This is a genomic window from Pseudoblastomonas marina, from assembly GCF_034374265.1.
Lineage (GTDB): Bacteria > Pseudomonadota > Alphaproteobacteria > Sphingomonadales > Sphingomonadaceae > Alteriqipengyuania_A > Alteriqipengyuania_A marina.
The window spans coordinates 2,060,547-2,086,357 of sequence record NZ_CP139718.1; the positions used below are offsets into that span (position 1 = coordinate 2,060,547).

19 protein-coding genes are annotated in these 25,811 nt (G+C 62.0%); 11 read left to right on the top strand and 8 right to left on the bottom strand.

The annotated features are described in order from the left end of the window. Positions 1 to 5: 5 nt before the first annotated feature. From T8S45_RS10185 to T8S45_RS10225, 9 genes are all read left to right on the top strand, one after another. Complete coding sequence (locus tag T8S45_RS10185) at positions 6 to 1,259, top strand: TolC family protein (RefSeq protein ID WP_322293646.1); 1,254 nt, start codon at positions 6 to 8, stop codon at positions 1,257 to 1,259. Positions 1,260 to 1,270: 11 nt separating this feature from the next. Beyond that, positions 1,271 to 2,419 (top strand): efflux RND transporter periplasmic adaptor subunit, encoded by a 1,149-nt coding sequence (locus T8S45_RS10190; RefSeq protein ID WP_322293647.1) that lies wholly within the window; start codon positions 1,271 to 1,273, stop codon positions 2,417 to 2,419. 43 nt (positions 2,420 to 2,462) lie between these two features. After that, entirely contained in the window at positions 2,463 to 5,726 is a 3,264-nt protein-coding gene (locus T8S45_RS10195) for an efflux RND transporter permease subunit (RefSeq protein ID WP_322295215.1), read from the top strand. 22 nt (positions 5,727 to 5,748) lie between these two features. Continuing rightward, positions 5,749 to 6,120: a SpoIIAA family protein gene (locus T8S45_RS10200; protein ID WP_054522855.1), complete on the top strand. Its 372-nt coding sequence runs from the start codon at positions 5,749 to 5,751 to the stop codon at positions 6,118 to 6,120. Next, positions 6,117 to 6,746, top strand: a complete 630-nt coding sequence (locus tag T8S45_RS10205; RefSeq protein WP_202086656.1) for a cation diffusion facilitator family transporter — start codon at positions 6,117 to 6,119, stop codon at positions 6,744 to 6,746. Before T8S45_RS10200 ends, T8S45_RS10205 begins: the two co-directional genes overlap by 4 nt. After that, complete coding sequence (locus T8S45_RS10210) at positions 6,743 to 7,612, top strand: hypothetical protein (RefSeq protein ID WP_322293648.1); 870 nt, start codon at positions 6,743 to 6,745, stop codon at positions 7,610 to 7,612. Before T8S45_RS10205 ends, T8S45_RS10210 begins: the two co-directional genes overlap by 4 nt. Then, the gene (locus T8S45_RS10215; protein WP_322293649.1) at positions 7,612 to 8,571 is read left to right on the top strand and encodes a cation diffusion facilitator family transporter; all 960 of its coding nucleotides are present in this window, start codon (positions 7,612 to 7,614) and stop codon (positions 8,569 to 8,571) included. Before T8S45_RS10210 ends, T8S45_RS10215 begins: the two co-directional genes overlap by 1 nt. Before the next feature lie 92 nt (positions 8,572 to 8,663). Further along, positions 8,664 to 10,304, top strand: a complete 1,641-nt coding sequence (locus T8S45_RS10220) for an acetolactate synthase large subunit (RefSeq protein ID WP_322293650.1) — start codon at positions 8,664 to 8,666, stop codon at positions 10,302 to 10,304. Then, positions 10,301 to 11,695, top strand: coding sequence for an aldehyde dehydrogenase family protein (locus tag T8S45_RS10225; RefSeq protein WP_322293651.1), 1,395 nt, complete (start codon positions 10,301 to 10,303; stop codon positions 11,693 to 11,695). The genes T8S45_RS10220 and T8S45_RS10225 overlap by 4 nt, the downstream gene beginning before the upstream one ends. 137 nt (positions 11,696 to 11,832) lie before the next feature. On the opposite strand, the gene T8S45_RS10230 is transcribed toward T8S45_RS10225, so the two are convergent. Then, positions 11,833 to 12,231 (bottom strand): MerR family transcriptional regulator, encoded by a 399-nt coding sequence (locus T8S45_RS10230; protein WP_322293652.1) that lies wholly within the window; start codon positions 12,229 to 12,231, stop codon positions 11,833 to 11,835. Between the two features lie 75 nt (positions 12,232 to 12,306). On the opposite strand from T8S45_RS10230, the gene T8S45_RS10235 reads away from it, so the two are divergent. Continuing rightward, positions 12,307 to 12,924 carry a cation efflux transmembrane domain-containing protein gene (locus T8S45_RS10235; RefSeq protein ID WP_054523302.1) on the top strand — a complete coding sequence of 206 codons (618 nt, stop codon included), beginning with the start codon at positions 12,307 to 12,309 and terminating at the stop codon, positions 12,922 to 12,924. A gap of 96 nt (positions 12,925 to 13,020) precedes the next feature. Then, positions 13,021 to 14,973, top strand: a complete 1,953-nt coding sequence (locus tag T8S45_RS10240) for an FTR1 family protein (protein WP_322293653.1) — start codon at positions 13,021 to 13,023, stop codon at positions 14,971 to 14,973. Positions 14,974 to 14,990: 17 nt separating this feature from the next. On the opposite strand, the gene T8S45_RS10245 is transcribed toward T8S45_RS10240, so the two are convergent. From T8S45_RS10245 to T8S45_RS10275, 7 genes are read right to left on the bottom strand one after another with little or no spacing between them, the layout of a single operon-like run. Beyond that, positions 14,991 to 15,482 carry a hypothetical protein gene (locus T8S45_RS10245; RefSeq protein WP_322293654.1) on the bottom strand — a complete coding sequence of 164 codons (492 nt, stop codon included), beginning with the start codon at positions 15,480 to 15,482 and terminating at the stop codon, positions 14,991 to 14,993. A 29-nt stretch (positions 15,483 to 15,511) separates the two neighbouring features. Further along, complete coding sequence (locus T8S45_RS10250) at positions 15,512 to 17,851, bottom strand: heavy metal translocating P-type ATPase (RefSeq protein ID WP_322293655.1); 2,340 nt, start codon at positions 17,849 to 17,851, stop codon at positions 15,512 to 15,514. A 13-nt stretch (positions 17,852 to 17,864) separates the two neighbouring features. Beyond that, a complete protein-coding gene (locus T8S45_RS10255) occupies positions 17,865 to 19,406 on the bottom strand; it encodes a multicopper oxidase family protein (protein ID WP_322293656.1) in 1,542 nt (513 codons plus the stop codon). Positions 19,407 to 19,464: 58 nt separating this feature from the next. After that, entirely contained in the window at positions 19,465 to 19,851 is a 387-nt protein-coding gene (locus T8S45_RS10260) for a copper-binding protein (RefSeq protein ID WP_322293657.1), read from the bottom strand. Continuing rightward, positions 19,830 to 22,997, bottom strand: coding sequence for an efflux RND transporter permease subunit (locus T8S45_RS10265; protein ID WP_322295216.1), 3,168 nt, complete (start codon positions 22,995 to 22,997; stop codon positions 19,830 to 19,832). The genes T8S45_RS10260 and T8S45_RS10265 overlap by 22 nt, the downstream gene beginning before the upstream one ends. Then, positions 22,994 to 24,490: an efflux RND transporter periplasmic adaptor subunit gene (locus T8S45_RS10270; protein WP_322295217.1), complete on the bottom strand. Its 1,497-nt coding sequence runs from the start codon at positions 24,488 to 24,490 to the stop codon at positions 22,994 to 22,996. The genes T8S45_RS10265 and T8S45_RS10270 overlap by 4 nt, the downstream gene beginning before the upstream one ends. Positions 24,491 to 24,498: 8 nt before the next feature. Then, entirely contained in the window at positions 24,499 to 25,740 is a 1,242-nt protein-coding gene (locus tag T8S45_RS10275) for a TolC family protein (RefSeq protein ID WP_322293658.1), read from the bottom strand. Positions 25,741 to 25,811 lie beyond the last annotated feature (71 nt).

Genomic DNA, 25,811 nt, shown 5'->3' on the forward strand with positions numbered 1-25,811 from the left:
CCAAAATGTCAGCCATTTATTGGCGAGACACCCTGATTGCAGGGTTGTTTCTCGTCGCAACAGCCACGTCCGTGGCCGCGCAGGAGCAGGAGCTTCTGACGCTTGAAGACGCGCTGAGCCGCTCAGGTGTAACGGGCGAAGTCGATGCAATCTCCGCGAACCCGCGTATGGTGGGACCGCGCGCCGAAGCGGATGCCGCTCGCTCGCTCGTCGGGCAGGCGCGTCTCCGACCGAACCCCGAAGTTTCGCTCGAGGTCGAGAATATCGCCGGAAGCGGCGCTTTTTCCGGACTGCGGGCTACCGAATACACGCTTGCGGTGGGGCAGCGCCTTGAACTTGGCAACAAGCGGGGGGCCCGGGTCGAAGCTGCCCGGGCGCAAGCACAGCTTGCAAACCTTCGCGCCGACCTGTCCGATGTCGAACTCGGCTACCTCGTCCGCGAGCGATATGTCGCAGCGGCGGCCGCTGCATCGCGCGTGGAACTGGCCCGCGATGTGGTCGAACGGAACGAAGAGCTCGCCCGCATTGCAGGACTGCTGGTCGAAGTAGGCCGTGAGCCACCTTTGCGCGCCTTGCGTGCAGAGGCGGCCCTGGCAGAGGCGCGCGCCGAATTGCAAGCGTCTCAAGCGGCCAGTCTCGCGGCGCGCACTGCGCTCGCTTCTCTCTGGGGCGTTCAGGACGTGCCCCCTGTAGTCCCGGCGGACTTTCCGGTCATCCGGCCACCTGGAGTTGCACTGGCTGCGGCGAGCGGGCTCCAGTTGCGGGTGGCGCGCGCCGAAAGCAGGGCTGCTGCGGCAGATATTGATCGTGAGCGCAGCTTGCGCGTTCCCGATCCGGTCGTCTCGGCGGGTGTGCGCCGTTTCGAAGAAAGCAACGACAGCGCATTCCTTGTAGGCGTCTCGATCCCGCTTCCGTTCAGCAATCGCAATCAGGGCAATATCGCGGCTGCAGAAGCGAGGCTTCGCGCCGCAAATGCACGCGAGGCCGTGGCACTGGCGGATTTTGAACAATCGGTAACCCGGGCGCGGGCGCAGTATCTCGCTGCTGAGGCGCGCGTCGAAACGCTTTCCCGGACATCGCTGCCCCAGGCCGAAGAGGCGCTGCGGCTCGTCCGCATTGGCTACCGCAACGGCCGCTTTCCGTTGATCGAAGTGTTGAGCGCTGCCGAAGCGCGCGATGCAATTCGCGAAGCCCTGATCGCTGCCCAGCAGGAGCGGGGGCAGGCTGCTGCCGAATTGATCCGGCTGGCCGCACAATGAGGAATAATCAAATGAACCGCAAGAAACTGGCGATCATCGCCGGAATCGTCATTCTCGCTGCAGCTTTGCTGTTGATGCTCTGGCCTGACAGTGAAGTCGAAACCGGTGGCGTCGAAGAAGCAGCCGAAACAGAAATGCCGGAGGGCCTCGTTCTGATCGGCGAAGAACAGATTCGGGCTGCCGAAATTGTAATCGGTACAGTACGTTATGGTGCATCCGTCGACCTGGTATTTCCGGCCACGATAGCCGCTAGTCCGACCGCAAGTGCGCGTATCGATGCGCGCGCATCGGGTGTGGTACGCACTGTGGGCAAGACGCTCGGTGATTATGTCCGCCAGGGCGAGACTGTTGCACGGATTGAAAGCGCCGATGCTGCTGCGCTCGCCTCGCAGCTCAGTGCAGCTCGTGCTCGCGTGACCGAACTGTCGTCGGCATTCGATCGTGAACGCCGCCTTTTCGAGGCGAATGTAACTGCCCGGCAGGATCTCGAAGCTGCCCGTGCTAACCTCGATGTCGCCCGTTCCGAGCTTAACCGGGCCCAGGCCGCGGTCAGCGCTGCCGGGGTAAGCGGTGACGGTCGCTCGCTCGCCGTCACCAGTCCCCTATCCGGACGCGTCACGGCTGCGCCGATCGTACTCGGCTCCTTCGTCGATGCCGGCGAGGAACTGTATCAGATCGTCAATCCGAACGGTCTCCAGGTCGAAGTCGCGCTACCGTCGGAAGATGCCTCGCGCATCCAGCCCGGCGATGAGGCAGCATTGATTGTTGGCGATGGTCGCGAGATCGGCGCGCGCGTACGCTCTGTCACCCCTTCGCTCGATCCCGAAAGCCGAAGCGCGACAGCTGTTCTCAGCATCTCGCGCGCTGTTCCAGGTCTTCAGCCTGGCTCGTTCCTTCAGGCTCGTATCCGCCCTTCGGGAGAAGTGGATCAGACCCTTATCGCGGTTCCTGAAGATGCAGTGCAGGCGTTCGAGGGACGCGACGTCGTGTTTGTGCGAACGCGTCGCGGCTTCCAGGCGCGCGCGGTAGAAACTGGCAGCCGTTCCGCTGGAATGGTGACGATCCTGTCCGGGCTTGAACCGGGCCAGCAGATCGCAACTGCCAACGCCTTCCTGCTGAAAGCCGAACTCGAAAAGGAGGGCGCAGAACATGGCCATTGATCAAGCGTCGTCCCATTCGGACGAGGGTAGCCACCACCATGGCCTGATCGGGATGATTCTCGATGTTGCCGTGCGATTCCGCTGGGCGATTATCGTCCTCACCATTTTCGCGGCAATCTATGGCGCATTCAATCTGTTGCGCCTGCCGATCGACGCGGTGCCGGATATCACCAACACACAGGTGCAGATCAATACCAGCGCGGCTGCGCTTTCGCCTTCTCAGGTGGAGACGCAGGTGACCTTTCCCATCGAAACCGGTTTGGCCGGAATCGAAGGATTGGAAATGACCCGTTCGATTTCGCGCAATGGCTTCAGCCAGGTTACCGCGATTTTCGAGGAAGGCACCGACATCTACTTCGCTCGCCAACAGGTGAACGAACGTCTCGCGCCGATCGGCGCCTCGCTGCCGGAAGGGGCGGAACCGACCATGGGGCCAATCTCCACCGGGCTTGGCGAAGTGCTCATGTATACGATCGAATACGAGCATCCCGGCGGCAAGGGAGCGACCAGAGGCGGCCGGACGGGCTGGCAGAGAGATGGCAGCTTCATAACCGAACGCGGCGACCGGCTGGAAAGCGAGGTCGCCAAGGCTGCCTATCTGCGCACTGTGCAGGACTGGGTCGTGGCACCCCTCATGCGCTCGATCGACGGCGTGGCCGGGGTCGATTCCATCGGTGGATTCGAGAAGCAATTCCTCGTTCAGCCCGACCCGGCACGGCTTACAGGCTACGGCCTGTCTTTCGACTCCCTGATCAATGCGCTCGAGGCCGCCAATCTCGCGGCGGGCGCCAATTTCGTGGACCGGGCCGATGAAGCCCTGCTCGTTCGCGTCGATGCCCGACTGGGCGGAATCGCCGATATCGAGGAGGCTGTCGTCGCGACGCGCGAGGGTGTACCCATCCGCATCGGCGATGTAGCGAATGTCGAAATCGGGGGCGATCTGCGCACGGGGGCTGCTTCGCTGAATGGCGAGGAGGCGGTCGTCGGCACTGTGTTGATGCGCAGCGGAGAGAACAGCCGCACCGTATCGGCTCAGGCGGCAGACCGACTGGAAGAGGTGCGCGCATCGCTACCCGACGGCGTGGTGGCAGAAATTGTCTATAACCGCTCTTCGCTTGTCGATGCGACGATCGCCACGGTCGAAAAAAACCTGGTCGAGGGCGCCTTGCTGGTTATCGCGGTGCTGTTCCTCCTGCTCGGCAATATCCGGGCCGCCATCATCGCGGCCCTGGTCATCCCGATCTCGATGCTGATGGCGGCCATCGGCATGAACAGGCTGGGCGTCTCGGGGAATCTGATGAGCCTCGGCGCGCTCGACTTCGGCCTGATCGTCGATGGCGCGGTGATCATCGTCGAGAACAGTGTCGCGCGGCTTGCCGCGCGCCAGCATCGCGAAGGCCGGCTGCTCAGCCTGGGCGAACGCCTTACCGAGACGCGGCTTGCCGCGCAGGAGATGATCAAGCCGACGGTCTACGGACAGGCAATCATTTTGCTGGTCTATGCGCCGCTGCTCACCTTCACCGGGGTCGAGGGCAAGACGTTTTCGCCAATGGCGATTACGGTCATGCTCGCGCTGGCTTCGGCCTTTGTGCTGTCACTCACCTTCGTGCCCGCCATGATCGCGGTCCTGCTTAACAAGAAGCTGACCGAGAAGGAGGTGAAACCGATCCGTATGGCAAAGGGTCGCTACGGTCCCGCTATTCGCAAGACCATTGCGCGCCCTTGGCCGGTTATCGGTGCTGGTGCTGGCCTGTTTGCTGTCGCGGCAATAATGTTCGGCTTTCTTGGCAGTGAGTTCACTCCCCAGCTCGACGAGCGCGACATAGCGGTGCAATCGCTTCGGATTCCTTCGACCTCGCTTGAACGCTCGTTGGCGATGCAGCGGCGGGTCGAAGACAGGCTCGAGGAGTTTCCGCAGGTCGAGCTGGTCTTCTCGCGAACCGGTACGGCAGAGGTCGCCAGCGATCCCATGCCGCCCAACGCATCGGATGCCTATGTCATTCTGAAACCGCGTGAGGAGTGGCCAGACCCGGATTTGCCAAAGGATAAACTCGTTGGCGAGATGGAGAGTGCACTTGGCGGTCTTGTCGGGAACCTGTACGAGTTCAGTCAGCCTATCGAACTGCGTTTCAACGAACTGATCGCAGGCGTACGCGGCGATGTGGCGGTCAAGCTGTACGGCGACGATCTCACCGCACTGACCGAAGCGGCGGGCGACGTTGCAGGCGTACTTCGCGGTGTCGAGGGTGCGGCCGATGTGAAGGTGCAGCAGGTGACGGGCTTTCCAACGCTCGACATCGCTTTCGATCGTCCCACCATCGCGCGGTACGGTCTAACGGTCGAGGACGTGGCGCAATCCGTTGCCATCGCGCTTGGCGGCCGACCGGCGGGCCTGGTGTTCGAAGGCGACCGCCGCTTCGATGTCGTCGTGCGCTTGGCAGACGCAACGCGCGACGATTTCGACCAGCTAGGAGCCCTGCCGATCGTCCTTGAAAACGGCGTCACGGTTCCGCTGCGAACGCTGGCCGATTTTGAGGTCGTTGATGGTCTCGCCGAAGTCCGGCGCGAACAGGGTCGCCGGCTCGTCATCGTTTCCGCCAACGTCCGCGAACGCGATCTCGGTTCCTTCGTCGAAGAAGCGCAGGAAGGCGTTTCGGCCCAGGTCGATCTGCCCCCTGCCTCCTTCATCGAGTGGGGCGGGCAGTATCAGAACCTGCAGGAAGCGCAGGCTCGGCTCGCGATCGTGGTGCCCATCTGCTTCGCCGTTGTCCTGCTCCTGCTGTACATGGCGCTTGGTGGATGGGTTCCGGCCCTGGCGGTGTTCAGCGCCATCCCGATGGCCTTGGCGGGCGGTGTGTTTGCTCTCGTGTTGAGAGGCATGCCCTTCTCGGTATCGGCGGCGGTTGGCTTCATTGCCCTGTCGGGTGTGGCTGTGCTCAACGGTCTCGTCATGATGACTGCGATCCGGCAGCGCCTTGAAAGTGGTATGCCGCTTGATGAGGCAATCGCCGATGGTGCGCTCGCGCGCCTGAGGCCGGTGTTGATGACCGCGCTGGTGGCCTCGCTCGGCTTTGTACCCATGGCTCTTGCAACCGGAACAGGGGCCGAAGTGCAGCGTCCTTTGGCTACGGTCGTCATTGGCGGTCTGATCACGGCGACCGCGCTCACGCTGTTCGTCCTACCCGCGATCGCGCGGCTTGTACTGCACCGTTCCGACGACGAGCGGAGCTGGCGCGAGAAGTGGTGGGACCGTCTGCGTCGCAATGTGACGAGCGATGAAGAGGCCGAGCTGAAGGACATCGCATGACCGATCGGGAAAGGAGAATACGGTGCTGGCACTGAAGGAAGAGAACGGACTGCTCTGGATACGCGCCGGAGGCAGGCTTGGGGATGAAGACTATGACCGCTTTGTTCCCCAATTCGAACGTATCGCAGAGCGCGAGGCCGGCACCGTCCCGATGGTGATCGAGCTCGCGCCTGACTTTTCCGGCTGGGACCTCGGAGGTCTCTGGCGCGATCTCAAGTTCGACGTCCGGCATAAGGACTGCTTCGGCCGGATCGCCATAATCGGCGACAGCAAATGGGAAGAGTGGGGCACGAAAATGTCATCGTCGCTCTTCCGCGCCGAAATGAAGTTCTTCCGGCCATCACAGCGTAGTCATGCGGAAAGCTGGGTACGAACCGGGGAGGACACAGCATGAGTGGCGGTCATGAGGTCGATGTCGGGTCGCCTGAAAAGCGCAAGACCCTGTGGGTGGTGCTATGGCTCAACGTGGCCATTGCAGTCGGCTTCTTCGCGGTCGGATATTTTGCCGATTCCAACGCGCTGCTGGCAAACGGCCTCGATAACTCATCGGATGCAATCGTCTATGCGCTCAGCCTGCTTGCGCTAACCCGCTCGCGGACCTGGAAACGCGGGGCCGCGCGTTTCTCCGGCATCATGCTGCTGGTCTTCTCCGCTGGGGTCATTTTCGATGCTTACCGACGGTTCGTGGAAGGTTCCGATCCGGGCGGCATGCTGATGATGGCGATGGCGTTCGTCGCGGGACTGGTGAATCTCTATTGCCTGCGCCTGTTGCAGAAGATGGAGAACAAGGACGTCAATATGCGGGCGGCGACAACCTTCAGCTTCAACGACTTCATCTCCAATGGCGGGATCATCATCGCCGGCATCGTTGTGCTGATTACCGGTGCCAACTGGCCCGATCTGGTGGTCGGAATAGCGGTCGCCTGCATAGCGCTTTACGGCGGAGTGCAGATCCTGCGCGATACGCATATGGATGTGCACGAAGAGGCGGGAACCGTCCACGGCGAGAAGAGGAATTGACGCTATTCGATACCTTGTTTGCCGCGCAGGACCTTTCGCGGGTCCTTGTCCTGGCGATGCTATCAGGCATCGGGGTCATGATTGGCGGCAGATTGGCAGAAGGCAGTTGGAGCTTCCTGCACCCGCTCCTGCCGGGCGGCGTTTCGGGTGCCTTTGCCGCCCTTGCCGTCTTGCTAACTCTTCCGCTGGGACAATCCCCTCTCTCCCGCTGGGCACTCACTGGTTTGATGCTGGCGGGCGGGCTGCTACTTCTGATTTTCAACGAGCTTGGCCGATACGCAAAACTCAGACCGGATGATGACGGACCCGAGCGATGCTCCGATAGGCCAACCCTGGTACGTCGCATCTCGGTGTCGATTGCGTCCGACATCCTGCCTTACAGCCTTCTCTTGGGTGCTGCCGCTGCGGCATCCGCGACGACAGCAATGGCGGTGTCTGCAGCGCTTGTTTTTGCGAACCTGGAAACAGGACGACAAGCGATCGATAATTACCGATCCGCCCAAGTGAGCAGGATGGACCAGTTTGCGCTACTGGTCCTCTTTTCTCTGCTTTTCATTGGCATCGCTCTCTTGACCTTTTGGGCGCTGCACGGATTCACCGACAGCGGGCGAGGTTGGCTAGCGGCCATTATCCCGGGCTTTCTTATAGTTGCATCGGCGCGCGCGCTGCTTCGCATGGGAACCGGATCGGTCGCCGCCAATCATATTACGCTCCTGGCATTCGTCGGAGGGTTCGCCCTGCTCGGCCTCGCGATCTCGGCGCTTGGAGAACTGTCGCGCGAACTCGATGTCTCGAACAGCACGTTCCAGCATTCCCCCGCGCAGTCCGTTACGACGACCAAGAGAACGGAAAAAGGAGGCAGGTAGTGGCACAATCGGGCGGTCATGCCGGGCACAGTCACGGCGAAGAAAGCATGAGCGACGGCCGCCTTGTATTGGCCGTCGCCCTCAACGTCCTGCTGACTGTCGCCCAGATCATCGGGGGGATATTGTCGGGTTCGCTCGCACTGATCGCCGATGCGCTGCACAACTTCAGCGACGCGGCATCGCTTGGACTGGCTCTGTTTGCGAGGCGGATCGGGCGCCGGCCAGCCGACAAGCTTATGACCTTCGGCTATGCTCGTGCGGAAGTCGTGGCGGCGCTTATCAATCTGACGACGTTGCTTATCATCGGCTTCTATCTGCTGGTCGAGGCGATCAACCGTTTCGCAGACCCTCAACCCGTTGAGGGGTGGACCGTAATCTGGGTCGCCGGGATAGCGCTGGTGATCGACGTGGTTACGGCAGTGATGGTCTACGCCAGCTCGAAGAACTCCCTCAACATGAAAGCCGCCTTTCTGCACAATGTGTCCGATGCGCTGGCTTCGGTCGGTGTGATCGTGGCTGGCGTACTCATTCTGCGATACGAACTTTATATCGCCGATCTGATCATCACTGTGGTCATTGCTGCCTATGTGATCTGGCAGGGCGTCACTTTGTTGCCTCGCACGGTGCGGCTCTTGATGGGCGCGGTGCCGGACGAAAGCGAGTTCGATCGCATTGTGAGCGACCTGCGTGACACAGAAGGCGTGGTCGACGTCCATCACGTCCATGTCTGGAGCATCAGCGAGCATTATCGCGCGCTTGAGGCGCATATCGTTCCTGCCGAATTTTCGTTGCAGGCTTTCGAGGATGTGAAGGCGCGGGCTCGCGGTATGCTCGAGACGCAGCACGCCATCGCCCATGCAACGTTCGAAGCCTGTCTCGCTGCAGACTGTGATCCCGACATGATCCCGGACCATCAGGTCGAGAAGAACCATCATCACGACCATGACCACGACCATTGACAGGCGCGGCGATCGGGTCGGTCGCTGTGGGCAAGCAGCTTGGCAGCGCACGACATGAACCGCCCTGCAACTCGTAAAATGAGGACCAACGAATGAAAGCTTCCGATCTTATGGTTGCCGCGCTCGAGGCCGAGGGGGTCGAGTATGTTTTCGCCGTTCCAGGCGAAGAGAACCTGGACCTTCTGGAATCGCTGCGAACTTCCACCATCACGCTGGTTCTGGCCCGGCACGAACAGGGCGCTGGCTTCATGGCGGCGACTTATGGCCGCCTGACCGGCAAGGCGGGGGTTTGCCTCGCAACTCTCGGGCCTGGTGCGACGAACCTGACAACTCCGGCGGCCTATGCCGCGCTCGGGGCCTTTCCGCTTGTCATCATTACCGGGCAGAAACCGATAAAGACATCGAAGCAGGCCCAGTTCCAGATTGTCGACGTTGTTTCCCTGTTTACGCCGCTCTGCAAGGCTTCGACCCAGATCGTGAACGGCAATCGCATTCCCTCGCTCGTTCGCGAAGGGTTCCGTCTGGCGCAGGAAGAAAGGCCGGGCGCTGTGCTGCTCGAGCTGCCCGAAGACGTTGCGGAAGAGCAAACGGTCGAACCTGTCATACCGCCGCATGACAGGCGCTATGCCGTAGCGGGTGATGCTGCGCTCGACGAAGCGGCCGAGCGGATCATCGCGGCTGAGCTGCCATTGCTCCTGATCGGTGCCGGTGCGAACCGCCGCCGCGCTTCAAAGGCGTTGCGCAAATTCGTGTCTGATACCGGCTTTCCCTTCTTCGACACCCAGATGGGCAAGGGCGTGGTCGATGAAGATAGCGAACTCTATCTGGGCACTGCGGCGCTATCGTCGGGCGATTATGTTCACTGCGCGATCGAGAAGGCCGATCTGATCGTCAATATCGGTCACGACGTGGTGGAGAAGCCGCCCTTCTTCATGGAGCCGGGCGGGCAGACCGTCATCCATATCAATTACAAGGCGGCTGAAGTCGATCAGGTCTACTTCCCGCAGCTCGAGGTCATCGGCGACATCGCCGGATCGGTCGAGCGGCTGGGAAACCGTCTGGATGGCAAGCTGCAGTGCGATCGCAGCTATTACACTGCGCTGCATCACGAGATTGCTTCGCACATTTCCGAGACCAGCGACGACGAACGTTTTCCGATGGTCCCCCAGCGCGTGGTTGCCGACGTACGCAGCGTAATGGCGCGCGATGATATCGTTGCGCTCGACAACGGTATCTACAAGATCTGGTTCGCCAGAAACTACATTGCGAATGAACCGGGCACCATCCTTCTCGACAATGCATTGGCGACGATGGGCGCAGGCCTTCCATCCGCCATGATGGCGGCGATGCTGTCGCCCGGGCGCAGAGTTCTCGCGGTGTGCGGTGATGGCGGGTTCATGATGAACTCGCAGGAGCTGGAAACGGCCGTCAGGCTGGGCCTGAACCTCGTCGTACTCGTCCTGAACGATGCAGCATACGGCATGATCCGCTGGAAGCAGGACCAGCTCGGCTTTCCGGACTACGGCCTGACCTTTTCCAATCCCGACTTCGTCACCTACGCACAAAGCTATGGAGCGACCGGTCACCGGGTCGAGCGGAGCGCAGATCTTGTGGCGGTCCTGAACGCCGCATTCGAGGCTGGCGGCGTGCACCTTGTCGATCTGCCCGTCGACTATTCCGAAAACAAGAAGGTGCTGATCGACGAACTCGGCGCGAAGGTGTGCGAGCTATGAAAACGATCGTTCACAATCCCTTCGACCGCGAGCCGGTTGCAGAAGTACCGCTTGTCGACTGGCCTCAAATCGATGAATGGCTGAATGAAGCGCAGTTGCTCCACCGCGACCGCCATGGCTGGCTTGCCGTGCACGAGCGTGTCGCCACTCTCCGGCGGGCTGCGGATATCATGCGCGAACGAGCCGAGGATCTGGCGCTCCAGATCGTCAGGGAGGGCGGCAAACCCCTGGTCGATGCGCGCGTGGAAGTCGGTCGCGCGATCAACAGCGTCGACTTGTGCGTTCAGGCGCTCAGCGATGGCGGCGGCCACGAGATCCCCATGGATCTGACAGAAGCGGGTGCGGGAAGGACGGCATATACCTTCCGCGAGCCGATCGGTCCTGTCGTGGCGATCTCGGCATTCAATCACCCCCTCAACCTGATCGTCCATCAGGTTGGACCGGCGGTAGCAGCCGGGTGCCCCGTTCTCATCAAGCCTGCGCTGGAAACGCCTCTGTCATGTCAGAGCTTCGTGGATATTCTCCATGAAGCCGGCCTGCCCGAGGCCCGGTGCCGGTTCGCGCCTTGCGGCAACGATATCGCCGAAAGAATGGTAACCGATCCGCGCACGGCGTTCTTCTCATTCATCGGTTCTGCGAAAATCGGCTGGATGCTTCGCTCGAAGCTGGCGCCGGGAACACGCATTGCTCTCGAGCACGGCGGCGCGGCGCCGGTAATCGTGGACAGCGGCGTGGAGCGCGCAGCGGTGATCGCCTCGTTGCTCAAGGGCGGGTTCTATCATTCGGGTCAGGTCTGCGTTTCCGTGCAGCGCGTATTCGTCCCTGCTGCAGAATTGAAAGACTTCGCCAATGACCTAGGGCGAGCTGCCGAAAAGCTGGTAGTGGGCGATCCCGCCGATGCTGAGACCCAATGCGGACCCCTGATCCGAACGGAGGAAGTTGACCGCGTCGAACGCTGGGTCGATGAAGCCATCGCAGCAGGAGGCACCCTGGTGTGCGGGGGAAGCCGTCTGAGTGACACTCTTTTCTCCCCGACCGTCATTGTCGATCCTCCGGATAGTGCCAAGGTATCCCAGGAAGAAATCTTCGGCCCCGTGATCTGCGTGTATGGCTATGACGATATCGACCTGGCTATCGAGCAGGCCAATGCCCTGCCTTACGCCTTTCAGGCCGCTGTATTCAGCGATCGGCTGTCAATCGCCAATCATTGCATACAGTCTCTGGCGGGATCGGCTGTGATGGTGAACGACCATACGGCATTCCGCGTGGACTGGATGCCTTTTGCAGGGCTGCGCCGCTCCGGGCTTGGCGTCGGCGGGATCGCCTACACTATGGCGGATATGAGCATTGAAAAAATGGCCGTCTGGAACTGGCCTGCGGCGGCATCATAACCCGTTCGACAGACCCGGGATGGCGACACGGGCAGCTTCGCACTCGTCGGCCTTTCCCGAAGTTAAGTCTCTTATGGGCGGCCGACAAAAGCCGTGCATCGGCGAGCCTGACCGAACTGGCGCACGAGGCGCGGACATCAAGGCTCGGTGGTACCCGCAAGTGCATCGATGATGCGGCAATCGCCTACAGTGTCTTGCTCGCAGGCAGCGATCATACGCCCAAGTTCCGTCCGCAACGCCTCCAGGCTCGCGATCTTGCGCTCGACCTCGCCGAGATGGCTTCTGGCCAGAGCGTCGATGCCCGCGCAGGACCGGTCGGCATCATCGGAAAGATCGAGCAATTCCCTGATGCGTGCCATGGAGAAGCCGAGATCACGCGCGCGCCGTATGAAGTTGAGGCGCGCTTCCTCTGCAGGTCCATAGTCGCGATAATTGGCCCGCGTGCGTGGAGGGGCAGCGAGGATACCCTCACGCTCGTAGAAGCGGATTGTTTCGGATTTGACACCGGTTTTCCGGGCAAGTTGACCAATTCTCATGACAAAGGCTCCTGCCGCTTGACCTTGTAGTTACTACAAGGTGCATAGGGCGGATCGACGCAAGGAGTCGAGTAAATGGGAAAGACCTGCTGCGGCCCCGATGAGGCCGGTGCAAACAACAACGATCCGACATGGCGGCGCATTCTGTGGATCGCACTGGGCCTTAATGCAATCATGTTCGGCGTGGAGATCGTGGCAGGCATTGCTGCGGATTCGCGCGCCTTGCAGGCCGACGCGCTCGACTTTCTCGGTGATGCGGCAAACTATGCTATCAGTCTCGGTGTAGCGGGGATGGCGCTCGTCTGGCGCGCGCGTGCGGCTCTCGTAAAGGCGGCGACCATGCTGGCTTTCGGCCTGTGGGTGCTCGGCTCGGCCATCTGGGGTTTCTTTGTCGGGGCGTCGCCCGATCCGGGAACGATGGGCGCCATCGGTTCTCTTGCTCTGGCGGTAAATCTCGCCGTCGCCGCGATGCTGTTCCGGTATCGCTCGGGCGATGCGAACATGCGCTCGGTGTGGATCTGTTCGCGCAACGACGCGATCGGTAATATCGCCGTGCTGGCGGCAGCGATTGGCGTTTTCGGCACCGGCCGTGCGTGGCCCGATCTGGTTGTGGCGAGCATCATGGCAGGACTGGCGGTGTGGGGAAGTGCCGAAGTCTTCAAACAGGCACGTGGCGAACTGCGCTCTACCTAAACTCCAGAATATGCCCGCGATTGCGGATTGGGGGAAATACGTTTCCGTCTAGACCCTGCTATTGCGAATTAATTGCAACAGATATAGAGACCCCTCATGCATCGCATTGTCTCCGCCACCGTCCATCCGGCACTGCGGCTCATTCTGCTGGCGCTTGCGCTGTGTCTGTCCGTCACCGCGAACGCGGAAGAACCCGACGTGCGAACCACCTGGCGTCTGCTCGATTATATCGCGGTCGACTACGCCTCCGCGGTTTCCGAGGGACGTGTTGCCGATGAATTCGAATATCGCGAAATGGTGGAGTTTTCCGATGTCGTAGCGCGGCAGGTTGCTGCATTTCCGGATACTAAAGACAATCAAGCACTCATCCGCCGATCGGACCAGCTGCGAACTCTGATCGCCAATAAGGAACCCGCCGAGCGAGTTGGGCACTTAGCGCGCGCGCTGGCAGCCTCGTTGCTGACAGCCTACCCGGTTCCGCTCGCCCCTTCGCAGGCGCCCGACATTGTCCGCGCCCGCACCCTCTTCGCGCAGAACTGCGCCTCGTGTCACGGCGCAGCCGGAAGTGCGCCACCAGCCGCAGTGCAGGCGCTCGATCCCCCGCCGATAGACTTTACCGATATCGACCGGGCACGGCAGCGCAGTGCGTTCGGGCTTTACCAGGTCATCACGCAGGGGCTTGAAGGAACGTCCATGGCCAGCTTCGCATCGCTGTCCGACGAGGATCGCTGGGCGCTTGCATTCTATGCCGGCAGCATTGCTTTTGAAGATGTGGCCAAAGGCGAGCGTATCTGGCGGGAAGATGATGGCATACGCCAGCTTGTCCCCGATCTCGAGACGCTCGCCGCGCTCACACCGGAAAGTCTGGCCGAGCAGATCGGCGAGGACCGTGCGCTCGCCGTCATGGCCTATCTTCGCGCCAATCCCGATGCGGTGGGACAGGCAAATGACGCAGGTTCGCTCGCCTTCGTTCGCGATACGCTCGATCGCAGCCTGTCAGCCTATCAGGCTGGCGACCGTGAAGAAGCGCGGGAGCTTGCCCTGTCTGCCTATCTCGACGGGTTTGAACCCCTGGAGGCCCTCCTGGCAACGCGCGATGGCGGTTTGATGCGCGAGGTAGAACAGGCGCTCGGGCAATTTCGGGCCGGAATAGAGTCCGGTGTGGACCCATCCGAACTACAGCAAGAGCGGGCTCGCATCGATAGTATGCTGGCCAGAGCCGAGAGAGCGTTGGCTCCTGAGGCGGCCAGCGAAATCTCGACCTTTCTCGGGGCGTTCACCATCCTGCTGCGCGAGGGGATCGAAGCACTTCTGGTTGTGATCGCCATGATCGCCTTTGTGAAAAAGTCGCAGCGCTCCGAGGTATTGCCCTATATCCATGGTGGGTGGATCGCTGCTCTTTTTGCAGGTGTCGCCACCTGGGTCGTAGCAACCTACTTCGTAAGCATCAGCGGGGCGAGCCGCGAGATGACCGAAGGGATCGGCGCGCTGCTTGCGGCTGTCATTCTCGTATCGGTCGGGATCTGGATGCACGGCAAATCCCAGGCCGAGGAGTGGCGGCGCTATATCCAGGAAAAAATGGGCAAGGCGCTTTCGCGCGGATCGGCATGGTTTCTCTTTGGTCTTGCATTCGTGGTCGTCTACCGGGAAGCGTTCGAGACTATCCTGTTCTACGCTGCCCTGTGGAACCCGCAGAGCAGCGGCATCATACTGGCAGGTGCCTTGTCCGCAGTAGCGCTGCTGGCGCTCATTGCATGGGCCATGCTGCGCTACAGCCGCAAACTGCCGATCACCCAGTTCTTCCGCTACAGTGCTATCCTGATTGCGATCCTTGCGGTCATTCTCGCGGGCAAGGGCGTGGGCGCTTTCCAGGAGGCCGGAGTTCTTTCCGCCACTTTCATTGCCGGCTTGCCGCGCCTCGCCGAACTCGGCTTCTTCCCGACTGTCGAGACGATCGGCGCGCAATTGCTCACGCTGCTGGCCCTGATTGCCGGATTTCGGGTAAGTCGATCACCATCGGGACCGCAGCCGGCAGCTGTCGAGGGATAGGAGATCCCGGTTTGCGATCAGCGGGGTCCGGTGCCGAGACGGCGCGCGAGCCACAAGGTGGCCGTGGGAACCGCGACCCACATCACGATCGGTACCAGGCCGATTTTGGTCCCGGGCACAAGCGGCATGATTGCACTATAGGACCACCCCCAGTCGGCACCGACAGCCAGCACTTCGACCATGGCAGTAATGGCCAGGCCGATTCCCAGGAACACGACAAAACGCGAGATCGGCCAGTCTACGAGCCACGGCGTTTTACCACTGCCGACAGAGGCGCCGAGATAAGCGGCCACCATGATCCCGGCATCGCCGAACGAGGCCAGGCCGCAGCGACGTGCTGCCTCGGCAGGCGACAGACCTCCCGACTGGTAGAAAGGAAGCTGGAGCATCTCCCAGGCGAAAGCGATGAGAATTCCGAATATCGCGATCCAGAGGGCTGGATGAGCACCGCGCCATTCGCACGATTCCTCAGAGATTTGGTCCTGATCCTGCATCGTCTGATTCGTCACTCCTGCGATCTCCGTCCCGTCCCCATCGCTCAGGTATCGAATTTGGGAAGAGCGAGGCCGCGCAGGCGCAGGGCGTTGCCGATCACCGATACCGAAGACAGGCTCATCGCTGCGGCCGCGATCATCGGGTTCAAAAGCAACCCGGTCCATGGATAGAGGACACCTGCTGCGACCGGTATGCCGAGCGCATTATACGCAAAGGCAAAGAACAGGTTCTGCCTGATGTTGCGCATAGTGGCCCGAGACAGGACGAGCGCCTGAACAACGCCGACGAGGTCGCCGCGCACCAATGTCACGCCCGCGCTTTCGATCGCGACATCGGTACCCGTTCCCATCGCGATGCCGACATGCGAAGCGGCAAGCGCGGGTGCGTCGTTTATGCCGTCGCCGGCCATAGCGACCCGGCGACCCTCGCTCTTCAACTGCTCGATCTTGCGATGTTTGTCCTCGGGCGAGACGTTCGCTTCGACTTCGTCGATACCGACCTGGCTTGCTACCGCACGCGCGGTGGCTTCGCTGTCGCCGGTAAGCATCACGATCTTGATGCCGCGCTCATGCAACGCGGCAATAGCGGTGCGGCTGGTTGCCTTGATCGGATCGGCGACCGCGATAAGGCCTGCCGGTGCCCCGTCCACGGCCACGAACATCACCGTCTGTCCGAGGCTTCGGCCTTCGTCCGCCGTTGACCGCCAGCCTTCTTCGAGCGCCCCTATACGCTCCATCATCTTTTCATTCCCGATCGCGACCAGGCGCTTGTCGACATTTGCCTGGATACCTTCGCCGGTCACGGATTCGATATCGGAAGCGTCGAGAATGGCAGCGCCCCTGTTTTGAGCCCCTTCCACGATCGCGTGGGCGAGTGGATGCTCGCTTCCTCTCTCAACGGCAGCGACAAGGCTCAGCAATTCCTGCTCGTCGAAATTTGGCTGCGGTTTTACGTCGACAAGATCAGGCTTGCCCCGGGTCAGCGTTCCGGTCTTGTCGACGACCAGCGTATCGATCTTTTCCAGCGTTTCGAGCGCTTCGGCGTTCTTGATCAGGATCCCGTGCTGCGCGCCCTTGCCGGTACCGGTCATGATCGACATCGGCGTCGCCAGTCCGAGCGCGCAGGGACACGCGATGATCAGAACGGCGACCGCGTTGACGAGCGCGTAGGCAAGGGCCGGTGCCGGTCCCCAGATGGCCCAGACGACAAAACTCACGATAGCGACAAGGACGACGATGGGTACGAACCATCCGGTGACCTGGTCGGCGAGCCGCTGGATCGGTGCCCGGCTGCGCTGGGCCTCCGCGACCATCTGCACGATCTTCGAGAGCATGGTGTCCGCGCCGACCTGCGTCGCGCGCATGGTGAAGCTGCCGGTCTGGTTTACGGTGCCCCCGATCACGGGATCGCCCGCGCTTTTCTTGACGGGAATGGGTTCGCCACTGATCATGGATTCGTCGATGGCACTGCTTCCATCCTCGAGCGTGCCATCGACGGGGACCTTGTCGCCCGGACGCACGCGCAGCAGGTCCCCCGACGTCAATTCATCGAGCGGTACTTCGCGCTCGTCCCCGCGACCGAAGATCTTCATCGCGGTCGGGGGTGCGAGTTCGAGAAGCGCTCGCAAGGCGCTCGATGTCGATCCGCGCGCCTTGAGCTCGAGCACCTGCCCGAGCAGCACGAGGGTCGTGATAACCGCTGCGGCCTCGTAATAGACGCCGACCCGGCCCGCATGATCGCGGAATGCCTCGGGAAAGATGTCCGGGGCGAGGGTTGCCACAAGGCTGAACAGATAGGCGATGGCGACGCCGAAGCCGATCAGGGTGAACATGTTGAGGTTCATGGTCCGGACCGATTGCAGCGCGCGGGTGAAGAAGGGCCAGCCGCCCCAAAGCACCACCGGAGTTGCCAGCAGGAGCTGCAGCCACTGCGCGATAGCGGGTTCGATGACCTGATCGAACGGTCGCGACGGGATCATGTCGCCCATCGCATAGGCGAAGAGCGGCAGCGTGAAGAGCGCGCTCCACCAGAACCTTCGCCGCATGTCGACGAGTTCGGGATCGGGGCCCTCGTTCAGAGTGACCGTTTCGGGTTCGAGGGCCATCCCGCATATCGGGCAAGAGCCCGGCCCCGGCTGCCGGATCTCCGGATGCATCGGACAGGTGTATATGGTACCTTCCGGGACATCCTCGACAGCATCGAGGTGCGCCTTCGAAAGATACATCTCCGGATCCGCGCGGAACTTGTCGAGGCAGCGCGAGGAGCAGAAGTAATGGTCGCCACCCTCGTGTCGATCGACGAAGCGGGCGCCGTCCATCTTCACGCTCATTCCGCAAACGGGGTCGGTCGCCATACCCTCGATTGCATTGTACCCATCGCTCATCTGTCGTTCTCCCCTAATTGGCCGTCACCACGAACTGGCCCATCATGCCTGCGTCCTCGTGCTCGAGGATATGGCAGTGATACATGTAGGGAGTGTCGGGATCGGTATTTTCTTCGAACCGCAACAGCAGCCTGACCTGTTCACGCGGGTTGACGATTACGGTGTCCTTGAAGCCCGCCTCTTCCGCCCGCGGAGGCCGACCGTCCCGGTCGAGCAAGCGGAACTGCACGTTATGAATATGAAAGGGATGGGCCATCATCGATGCGTTGGCGATTTCCCATATTTCCCACTGACCCACCGGTACGCGCTGATTGATGACGTCCATGTCCATGGTTTCGCCGTTGATCGACATGCCCCGGCCCATCATGCCCATATCGAGCACGAAACGGCGGCTGCGAACGGCGAGCGAGGGGTCTGGCGCAGCAAGCGCGGCCAGGGTGGGCGGGAGCATTACTGGAGTCGACGCGCTTGGGGGGCGCATATCGAGGATCGAAAAAGTGCGGCCCTGCCTTCCGCTAGCGGTCCGGTTTCCCATCATTCCGCCGTCCATCATACCCCCGCCTTCCCCGGCCATCATGCCCATGGCGTTAGCAGGGCTGCTGGCAATCATGCGGAGCGGGCGCCCTTCGGAAAGGTCGACGATCACTTGTGCGCGTTCGCCTGGGGCAAGGGTAAGACTGCGAATCCCGCGGGGTGCGGCGAGCAGGCCGCCATCGCTTGCGATGAGTTGCATCGGACGATCACCTTCGAGCGAGAAGGTGTAGAACCGCGCATTGGATCCATTGAGAAGCCGCAGGCGCAGCGGACCGGCGGCGGCGTCGAAGGCGGCATTGGACGTTCCGTTCACATAGATGCGCTCACCTATCACCCCCATCATCCGCGAGTGCATGTCGAGCGGGTAGACGAGGCGGCCTGAGCCGTCGATCACGCGATCCTGCACGACGAGCGGTATGTCATCCACACCGTACCGGCTCGGCAGATCGAGGCGATCCTCTTCCTCATCGCGCACGTAGATCGGGGCTGCGAGACCGGCATAGACCTGTGGTCCGGCCCGGCGATGCAGATGCGAATGATACCAGTATAGTGAAGCGCGCTGGCGTATTTCGAAGGATGGGCTCCAGCGCTCGCCGGGCCGCACGAGCTGGTGCGGTCCGCCATCCGCGGCAGCGGGAAGTTCGAAACCATGCCAATGGACGGTCGCATCTTCGGCAAGCTTGTTGTCGATGTGAAAGCGAACCTGTTCGCCGCGACGCATTTCGAGGGTCGGCCCGAGATAGGATGCGTCAATACCGATCGTCGGAGACGGGGTGCCGGGCACGAATTCCTTCTCGCCCGGTGTCAGGGACAGGCGAAAGACACGCTCGCCCCGTTCGATCGTTCCTGCCTGTAGCCGAGGTATGGCAAGAGGATTGCTTGCGCCTGAGCGATCGAGCGACACCCTGCTTTGCGTGTCGCAACCCACCAGCGGCAGCGCCGCGAAACCCGTCGCCGCGAGGCCGGCACTCTTCATGAAGTCGCGGCGATCCTGAAAGTTGGGGCTGTCGATACCGGGCATATTCACCTGTTTTTGCGTGGGAGGCACCGGCGCAACCGAGCGCCTCCCACCCATCATGCTATCGCGGCGTTACCGAGGTAACGACGCTGCCTTCGGTTCCAGTACGAAATTCAAAGGCTATTCCCTCACCGACACTGACCTGTTCGAGGATTTGTTCGTCGGCTTCGAAGGCCATGGTCATCGCCGGCCATCCGATACTTTCGACCGGACCATGCTCGATGGTCACCGTGCCCGCCTCGGGATCGATGGCTGTTACCGTTCCCTCCGCGCCGGCGCTCTGCTCGCCGCCGGTCTCCTCCGCCATCGGCATTTCGCCTGACATTGGCATACTGTCCGAGTTCGCCATTTCGTCAGACATCGAGGTCCCGGTGCTGTCGTCTGCAGCGTCGCAGGCTGCAAGCGCCAGCGGTGCCGCGAGCAGGATCATGTAGGTTGGGGTACGCATTCTTCTTCTCCTTGAGGGTTCGCCGGTTTCTCCGGACGGGGGCGCCGCAACAACAGATAGGCGGCGGGAAGCAGGAACATGGACAGGAGCGGGGCGGTGATCATGCCGCCGACCATCGGCGCGGCGATGCGGCTCATGACTTCCGAGCCCGCGCCGGTGCCGATCAGGATCGGAAAGAGACCCGCAAGGATGACTGCGACAGTCATTGCCTTGGGCCGCACGCGCAGGAGCGCACCTTCCCGGATGGCCTCGTCCACTTCTTCGGCGCTCAGGTCAGCTTGCCGTCGCTCCAGTGCGGCTTTCAGGTAGATCAGCATCACCACGCCGAATTCGGCGGAGACGCCGGCAAGCGCGATGAATCCGACCGCAGTCGCCACCGACTGGTTGTAGCCCAACAGATAGAGCAACCAGTATCCGCCCGTCAGCGCGAAGGGCAGCGTGCCCATGATCAGCAAGGCTTCGTCCCAGCGCCGGAAAATGAGATAGAGCAGCAGGAAGATGATCGCGAGCGTCGCGGGAACCACGATCTTCAGTCGCTCATAGGCGCGCGTCAGATATTCGAACTGGCCCGCATAGGACAGACTGACGCCGGCAGGCAGGTCGACGTCCGCTGCGACGGCCTCCTGAAGATCGGCGACCACCGAAGTAAGATCGCGGCCCCGGACGTCGACGTAGATGTAGCTGGTCAGACGACCCTGCTCGCTCTTGAGCATGGGCGGGCCGTCGCTGACGCTGATACGTGCGACAGTGCCAAGCGTGATCTGTTGGCCGGACGGCGTCAGAACCGGCAGGGCGCTGAGTTCATCGACGCTGTCCCTGATTTCGCGGGGATAGCGCACATTGATCGGATAGCGCGCCAGCCCCTCTACGGTCCGTGCGACATTGGCACCGCCTATTGCACCAGAGACGATCTGCTGGATGTCGGCAATGTTGAGCCCGTATCGCGCAGCCGCCATCCGGTCGATATCGACATCGACATAGCGACCGCCCGACAGGCGTTCGGCCAGGGCGGAACTCACGCCAGGCACGGTCTTGGCGATACGCTCCACATCGAGTGCAACGCGTTCGAGTTGATCGAGATCGTCGCCTGAAACCTTGACCCCGATCGGGCTCTTGATCCCGGTCGCGAGCATGTCGATCCGGTTGCGGATCGGCGGCACCCAGACATTGGCGAGGCCCGGCACCTGGACGACCCGGTCAAGCTCTTCGACCAGCAGATCGGGCGTCATTCCCTCGCGCCATTCTTCACGCGGCTTGAAGCGGATCGTCGTCTCGAACATGGTCAGGGGAGCCGGATCGGTTGCTGTATCGGCGCGCCCCGCTTTGCCGAACACCGTTTCCACTTCCGGGACGGACTTGATCAGGCGATCGGTGCGCTGCAGCAGCGCCGAAGCCTCGCCGGGGGAAAGGCCGGGCAGCGCGCTCGGCATATAAAGCAAATCGCCTTCATCGAGCGGCGGGAGGAACTCGCCGCCAAGCCGGGTGAAGGGGATCGCGGTGGTCAGAAAGATCACCGCCGCGAAAGCCAGTGTCGCTTTGGGGCGCCGCATCACCCAGTCGAGCCCCGGACGATAGATTTTCGTCAGCCAGCGGTTGAGAAAATTGGAATCCTCCGAAGGGATCTTCCCACGGATCAGCCATCCCATCATGACCGGCACCAGCGTTACCGAGAGAATGGCTGCGGCAGCCATCGCATAGGTCTTGGTGAAAGCGAGCGGTGCAAACAACCGCCCTTCCTGCGCCTGCAGGGTGAAGACCGGTAGGAACGACAGCGTAATGATCAGCAGGCTGAAGAACAACGCCGGTCCCACTTCCTTCGATGCATCGGCGATGATCCGCCAACGTTCCTTCACCGCGAGCACGGTATCGGGATTCTCGTGTTCCCATCGCTCGAGATGCTTGTGCGCGTTCTCGATCATGACGACGGCGGCATCGACCATCGCACCGACCGCGATGGCTATGCCACCCAGCGACATGATGTTGGCATTGACGCCCTGGAAGCGCATCACGATGAAGGCCGCGAGCACGCCCAAAGGCAGGGTGATGATGGCGACAAGTGCCGAACGCGCGTGCCAGAGGAATAGAGCGCATACGAGCGCCACGACGATAAACTCTTCGATGAGCTTCGTGGTGAGGTTCTCTATCGACGCATCGATGAGCTGAGAGCGATCATAGGTCGTGACGATCTCGACGCCTTCGGGAAGGCTTGCCTGCAAGTCGTCGAGTTTCTGTTCGACGGCCTGTATTGCGCTTCTTGCATCCGCACCCTGACGCAGAACGATGATGCCGCCGGCAACCTCGCCTTCGCCATTGAGCTCGGCGATGCCTCGGCGCAGTTCGGGGCCGACCTGGATCATCGCTACGTCGCCCAGCGTGACCGGGACACCGCCACTCGCGGTGCGTAGCGGAATTTGCCGAAAATCATCGAGGTCGCCGAGATAGCCAGAAGCGCGGACCATATATTCGGCTTCGCCCATCTCGACAATCGAGCCGCCCGCTTCCTGATTGGCGGACCGGATTGCGCTCACGATCTCGGCGTGGGTCACGCCGAGCGACGCCATCCGGTAAGGCTCGAGAACGACCTGGTATTGCTTGACCATGCCGCCAACGCTGGCGACCTCGGCAATGCCGGGGATCGTTTTGAGCTCATAGCGCAGGAACCAGTCCTGCAGGCTGCGAAGACCGGCAAGGTCGTGCCCGCCGGTCCGGTCGACCAGCGCATACTCGTAGATCCACCCCACACCGGTTGCATCGGGCCCGAGCGTGCTCGTGACGCCATCGGGCAGGCGGTTCTGCACCTGGTTGAGATATTCGAGCACTCGCGAGCGTGCCCAGTAGAGGTCGGTACCGTCCTCGAAGATGATATAGACATAGCTGTCGCCGAACATCGAGTAGCCGCGGACGGTTTTCGCCCCCGGCACCGAAAGCATGGTCGTTGCCAGGGGGTAGGTGACCTGGTCCTCGACGATCCGGGGGGCCTGCCCCGGATAGTTGGACCGGACCACGACCTGCACATCGGACAGATCGGGCAACGCGTCGACCGGCGTCGTGCGTACCGCCCAGAAACCGGCCAGCGTCACCGCGACGGCGGCGAGAACGATAAACAGGCGGTTCGCGATCGAGGCGTCGATTATCCGAGCAATCATTGTCCGGCCCTCGTGATAGACTCGATCCGGGGGCCGGCATCCTGCTGGGTGAAGGTGAAGCGCACTCTGTCTCCCCTCTCGAGCCCGCGCAGTTGCGCCGCGCTCCTCGTGCGGAAGGTCATGGTCATCGCGGGCCAATCGAGCCGGGGCACGCGACCATGCCGCAGCGTCACCGAACCATTGGCGATCGACTGGATCGTGCCGGTGGCCCCAAAGGTCGCTGGTTCGTCCTCGCCGCCGGTGGAAGCGTCATCTGCCTGATCTATCGGACGGACGTCGAGTCCTGTGAGGCTTGCTTCGGAATCGAGCAGGAACTGACCCGATGTCACGACCTGCTCGCCGGCGGAAAGTCCGGCCAGCACTTCGGTCCTTCCACGCGCTTCGCGGCCGATCCGAACCTCGGCGGGCATGAAACCGCCCTCGTCCTGCTTCACCATCACGATGGTTCGACGTCCGGTCCTGATAACCGCTTCGGACGGTACCAGCAGCGCGCGGCGTGTGTCCGGGGTCAGCGAGACCTGCGCGAACATACCCGGTTTGAGGCGCCCGGATGCATTGGGCAGGTGCGCACGAACGGTGATCGTACGGCTTGCATCCTGTGCACTCGGCAGGATGGCGATGATGGGTCCGGAGAAGCGTTCCTCGGGGAATGCGGTCAGCGTCGCGCTGACAGGTTGCCCGACGCGCATATTCGCCGCCTGCGTTTCAGGCACCGCGGCTTCGAGCCAGATCGGTGAGAAACCGGTTATCTCGGCGAGCGTCTGTCCGGCCATGACCGTCATCCCCGGTCGCACGCCGAGCGATGTGATGGCACCTCCAATCGGCGCGGTAACGGTGATCGTGGACTGCGGACGTCCACTGCGCCCTACCGATGAGATCAGGCCTGGAGGCATGCCCAAAAGGCGCATGCGTTCGCGCATGGCCTGCGCAAGTTCTTCATCACCGCTGTTCAGGACGGCCAGATACTCCTGCTGCGCTCCGCCCCATTCAGGAACCAGGATATCCGCGAGCGGAGCGCCCCGTCCAACGACATCGTCGGGTGCGCGGCCGTAGGTTCTTTGTACATAGCCTCCGGCACGTGGCTGGACGATCGCAACGTCGCGTTCGTTGTAGGCCAGAACGCCTGTGACGGTTACTTCTGGCTCAAGGACGCCGTACTCGACTTCAGTGGTGCGGATGCCGAAATTCTGGACCAGGCCGGGATCGATCCTGACGCCTGCGGTGGCCTCCTCGCCCGCGCACTTGGGCACCAGTTGCATATCCATGAAGGGTGACTTGCCCGGCTCGCCGAAGTGCTGCCCCGGCACCATCGGGTCGTACCAGTAAAGGACCTCCTCGCATTCGGTCGCACTGCCGCCCGCATTGCTCGCACCACCCTGGCCTTCACCGAGCTGCGAGAGACCATAGCCGGCGGCAAGACTGATTAGCGCGACCGTGCCTGCCATGGTCCAGGACTTCTGGCGCGGCGATAGCCTGTCCCACGCGGCTCCCATTGCGGCTCTCATCGGCCATACTCCCCATAGGTCAGTCGCAGGTTCGCGGCGGCTTCGACGGTCGCCTCCTCGCGTTGCAGAATGTCCACCCGCAGCACGGCAAGCGTTTTGATGGTGTCGATGACGTCGAGCAGTTCCGCGCGGCCTGCGGCAAAGCTCGCGCGCTCGAGGTCCACGCGGCTTTCGGCAAGGGGAAGCAATTCGTCCGTCGCGCGCTGCCATTGTCGATAAGCGCTGCGCCAGGCGGCGAGATCGGTCTCGAACTGGGCTTCGAGTTCACGCAGCCGGTCGGCCCTGGCCGATTGCGCCGCAGCCGCCTCGGCTTCGGCGGCGGCTATACGCGGGTTTTGGCGCCGGTCCGCGAAAATCGGGAGAGTGATCGAACCCATCACCGAGATCGCATCGCCAAAATCGGGATCGCGCCGCCCATAACTCACGTTGACGCCGAAATCCGGACGCCTTTCCGATCGGGCAAGATCGCTTCTCGCTTCCGCTTGGCGGACCTGAGCAAGCGCTACGACAAGCTCCGGATTACTTTGGAGCATGGCCCGCAAACCTTCGGGATCGAGATCGGCCGAAGGAATGGTTCCGGTCGCGGTAGCGTTCGGCAGAGCCGTATAGCGCGACAGCATGGCCTGAGCGGCCTCTCGGTCGGCTTCGATTCTGGTCCGCATGTCTTCGACTTCGAGCACGGCTCGGCGTACTTCCAGACTTTCGGCGGGTCTGGCCGAACCGGCGGCGACAGAACTGCGCGCGAGTGGTACGAGCCCCTCGATTTCAGCAAGTGCATCGTCGGCGACCGTCAGAGCCCGCTGGGCATAAGCCAACGAAATCCATGCCATTCCTGCTCCGACGCGTACCCTGTAACGGGTTTGACGCAATTGTGCTGCGGCAAGGTCGATGTCGGCGTCCGCCATTCCGAACCGGGCCCGACGTTTCGCGAGATTGGGGATCTCCTGTTCGATGCCGACTTGGATCTGCGTTGGGAGCTGGCGACCCAGCTCGAACGCAGCCGGCCCGCTTACCGGCAGGTTCTGGATGCCCGCGCGAAGGCGCGGGTCTGGCAGTTCATCGGCAGCGTCGGCGATCTCGCGCCGGGCGTCCAGTCGCAGTTCACTTGTTCGAACCTGGGGCTGGTCGCTCGTTGCTGCTCGCAAAGCTTCTTCATAGCCCACCGACTGGGCATTACTCGCCGGCGCGAGGGCCAGCAGGACCGGAAGCGCGGTCCAGCTTATTCGTTTCATGATCATTCATCCGCAAAAGGAGCGCGTCAGGCACGCGTTCCGGATCACCGGCTCGCGTCAAGCGCAGGCCGTTCATC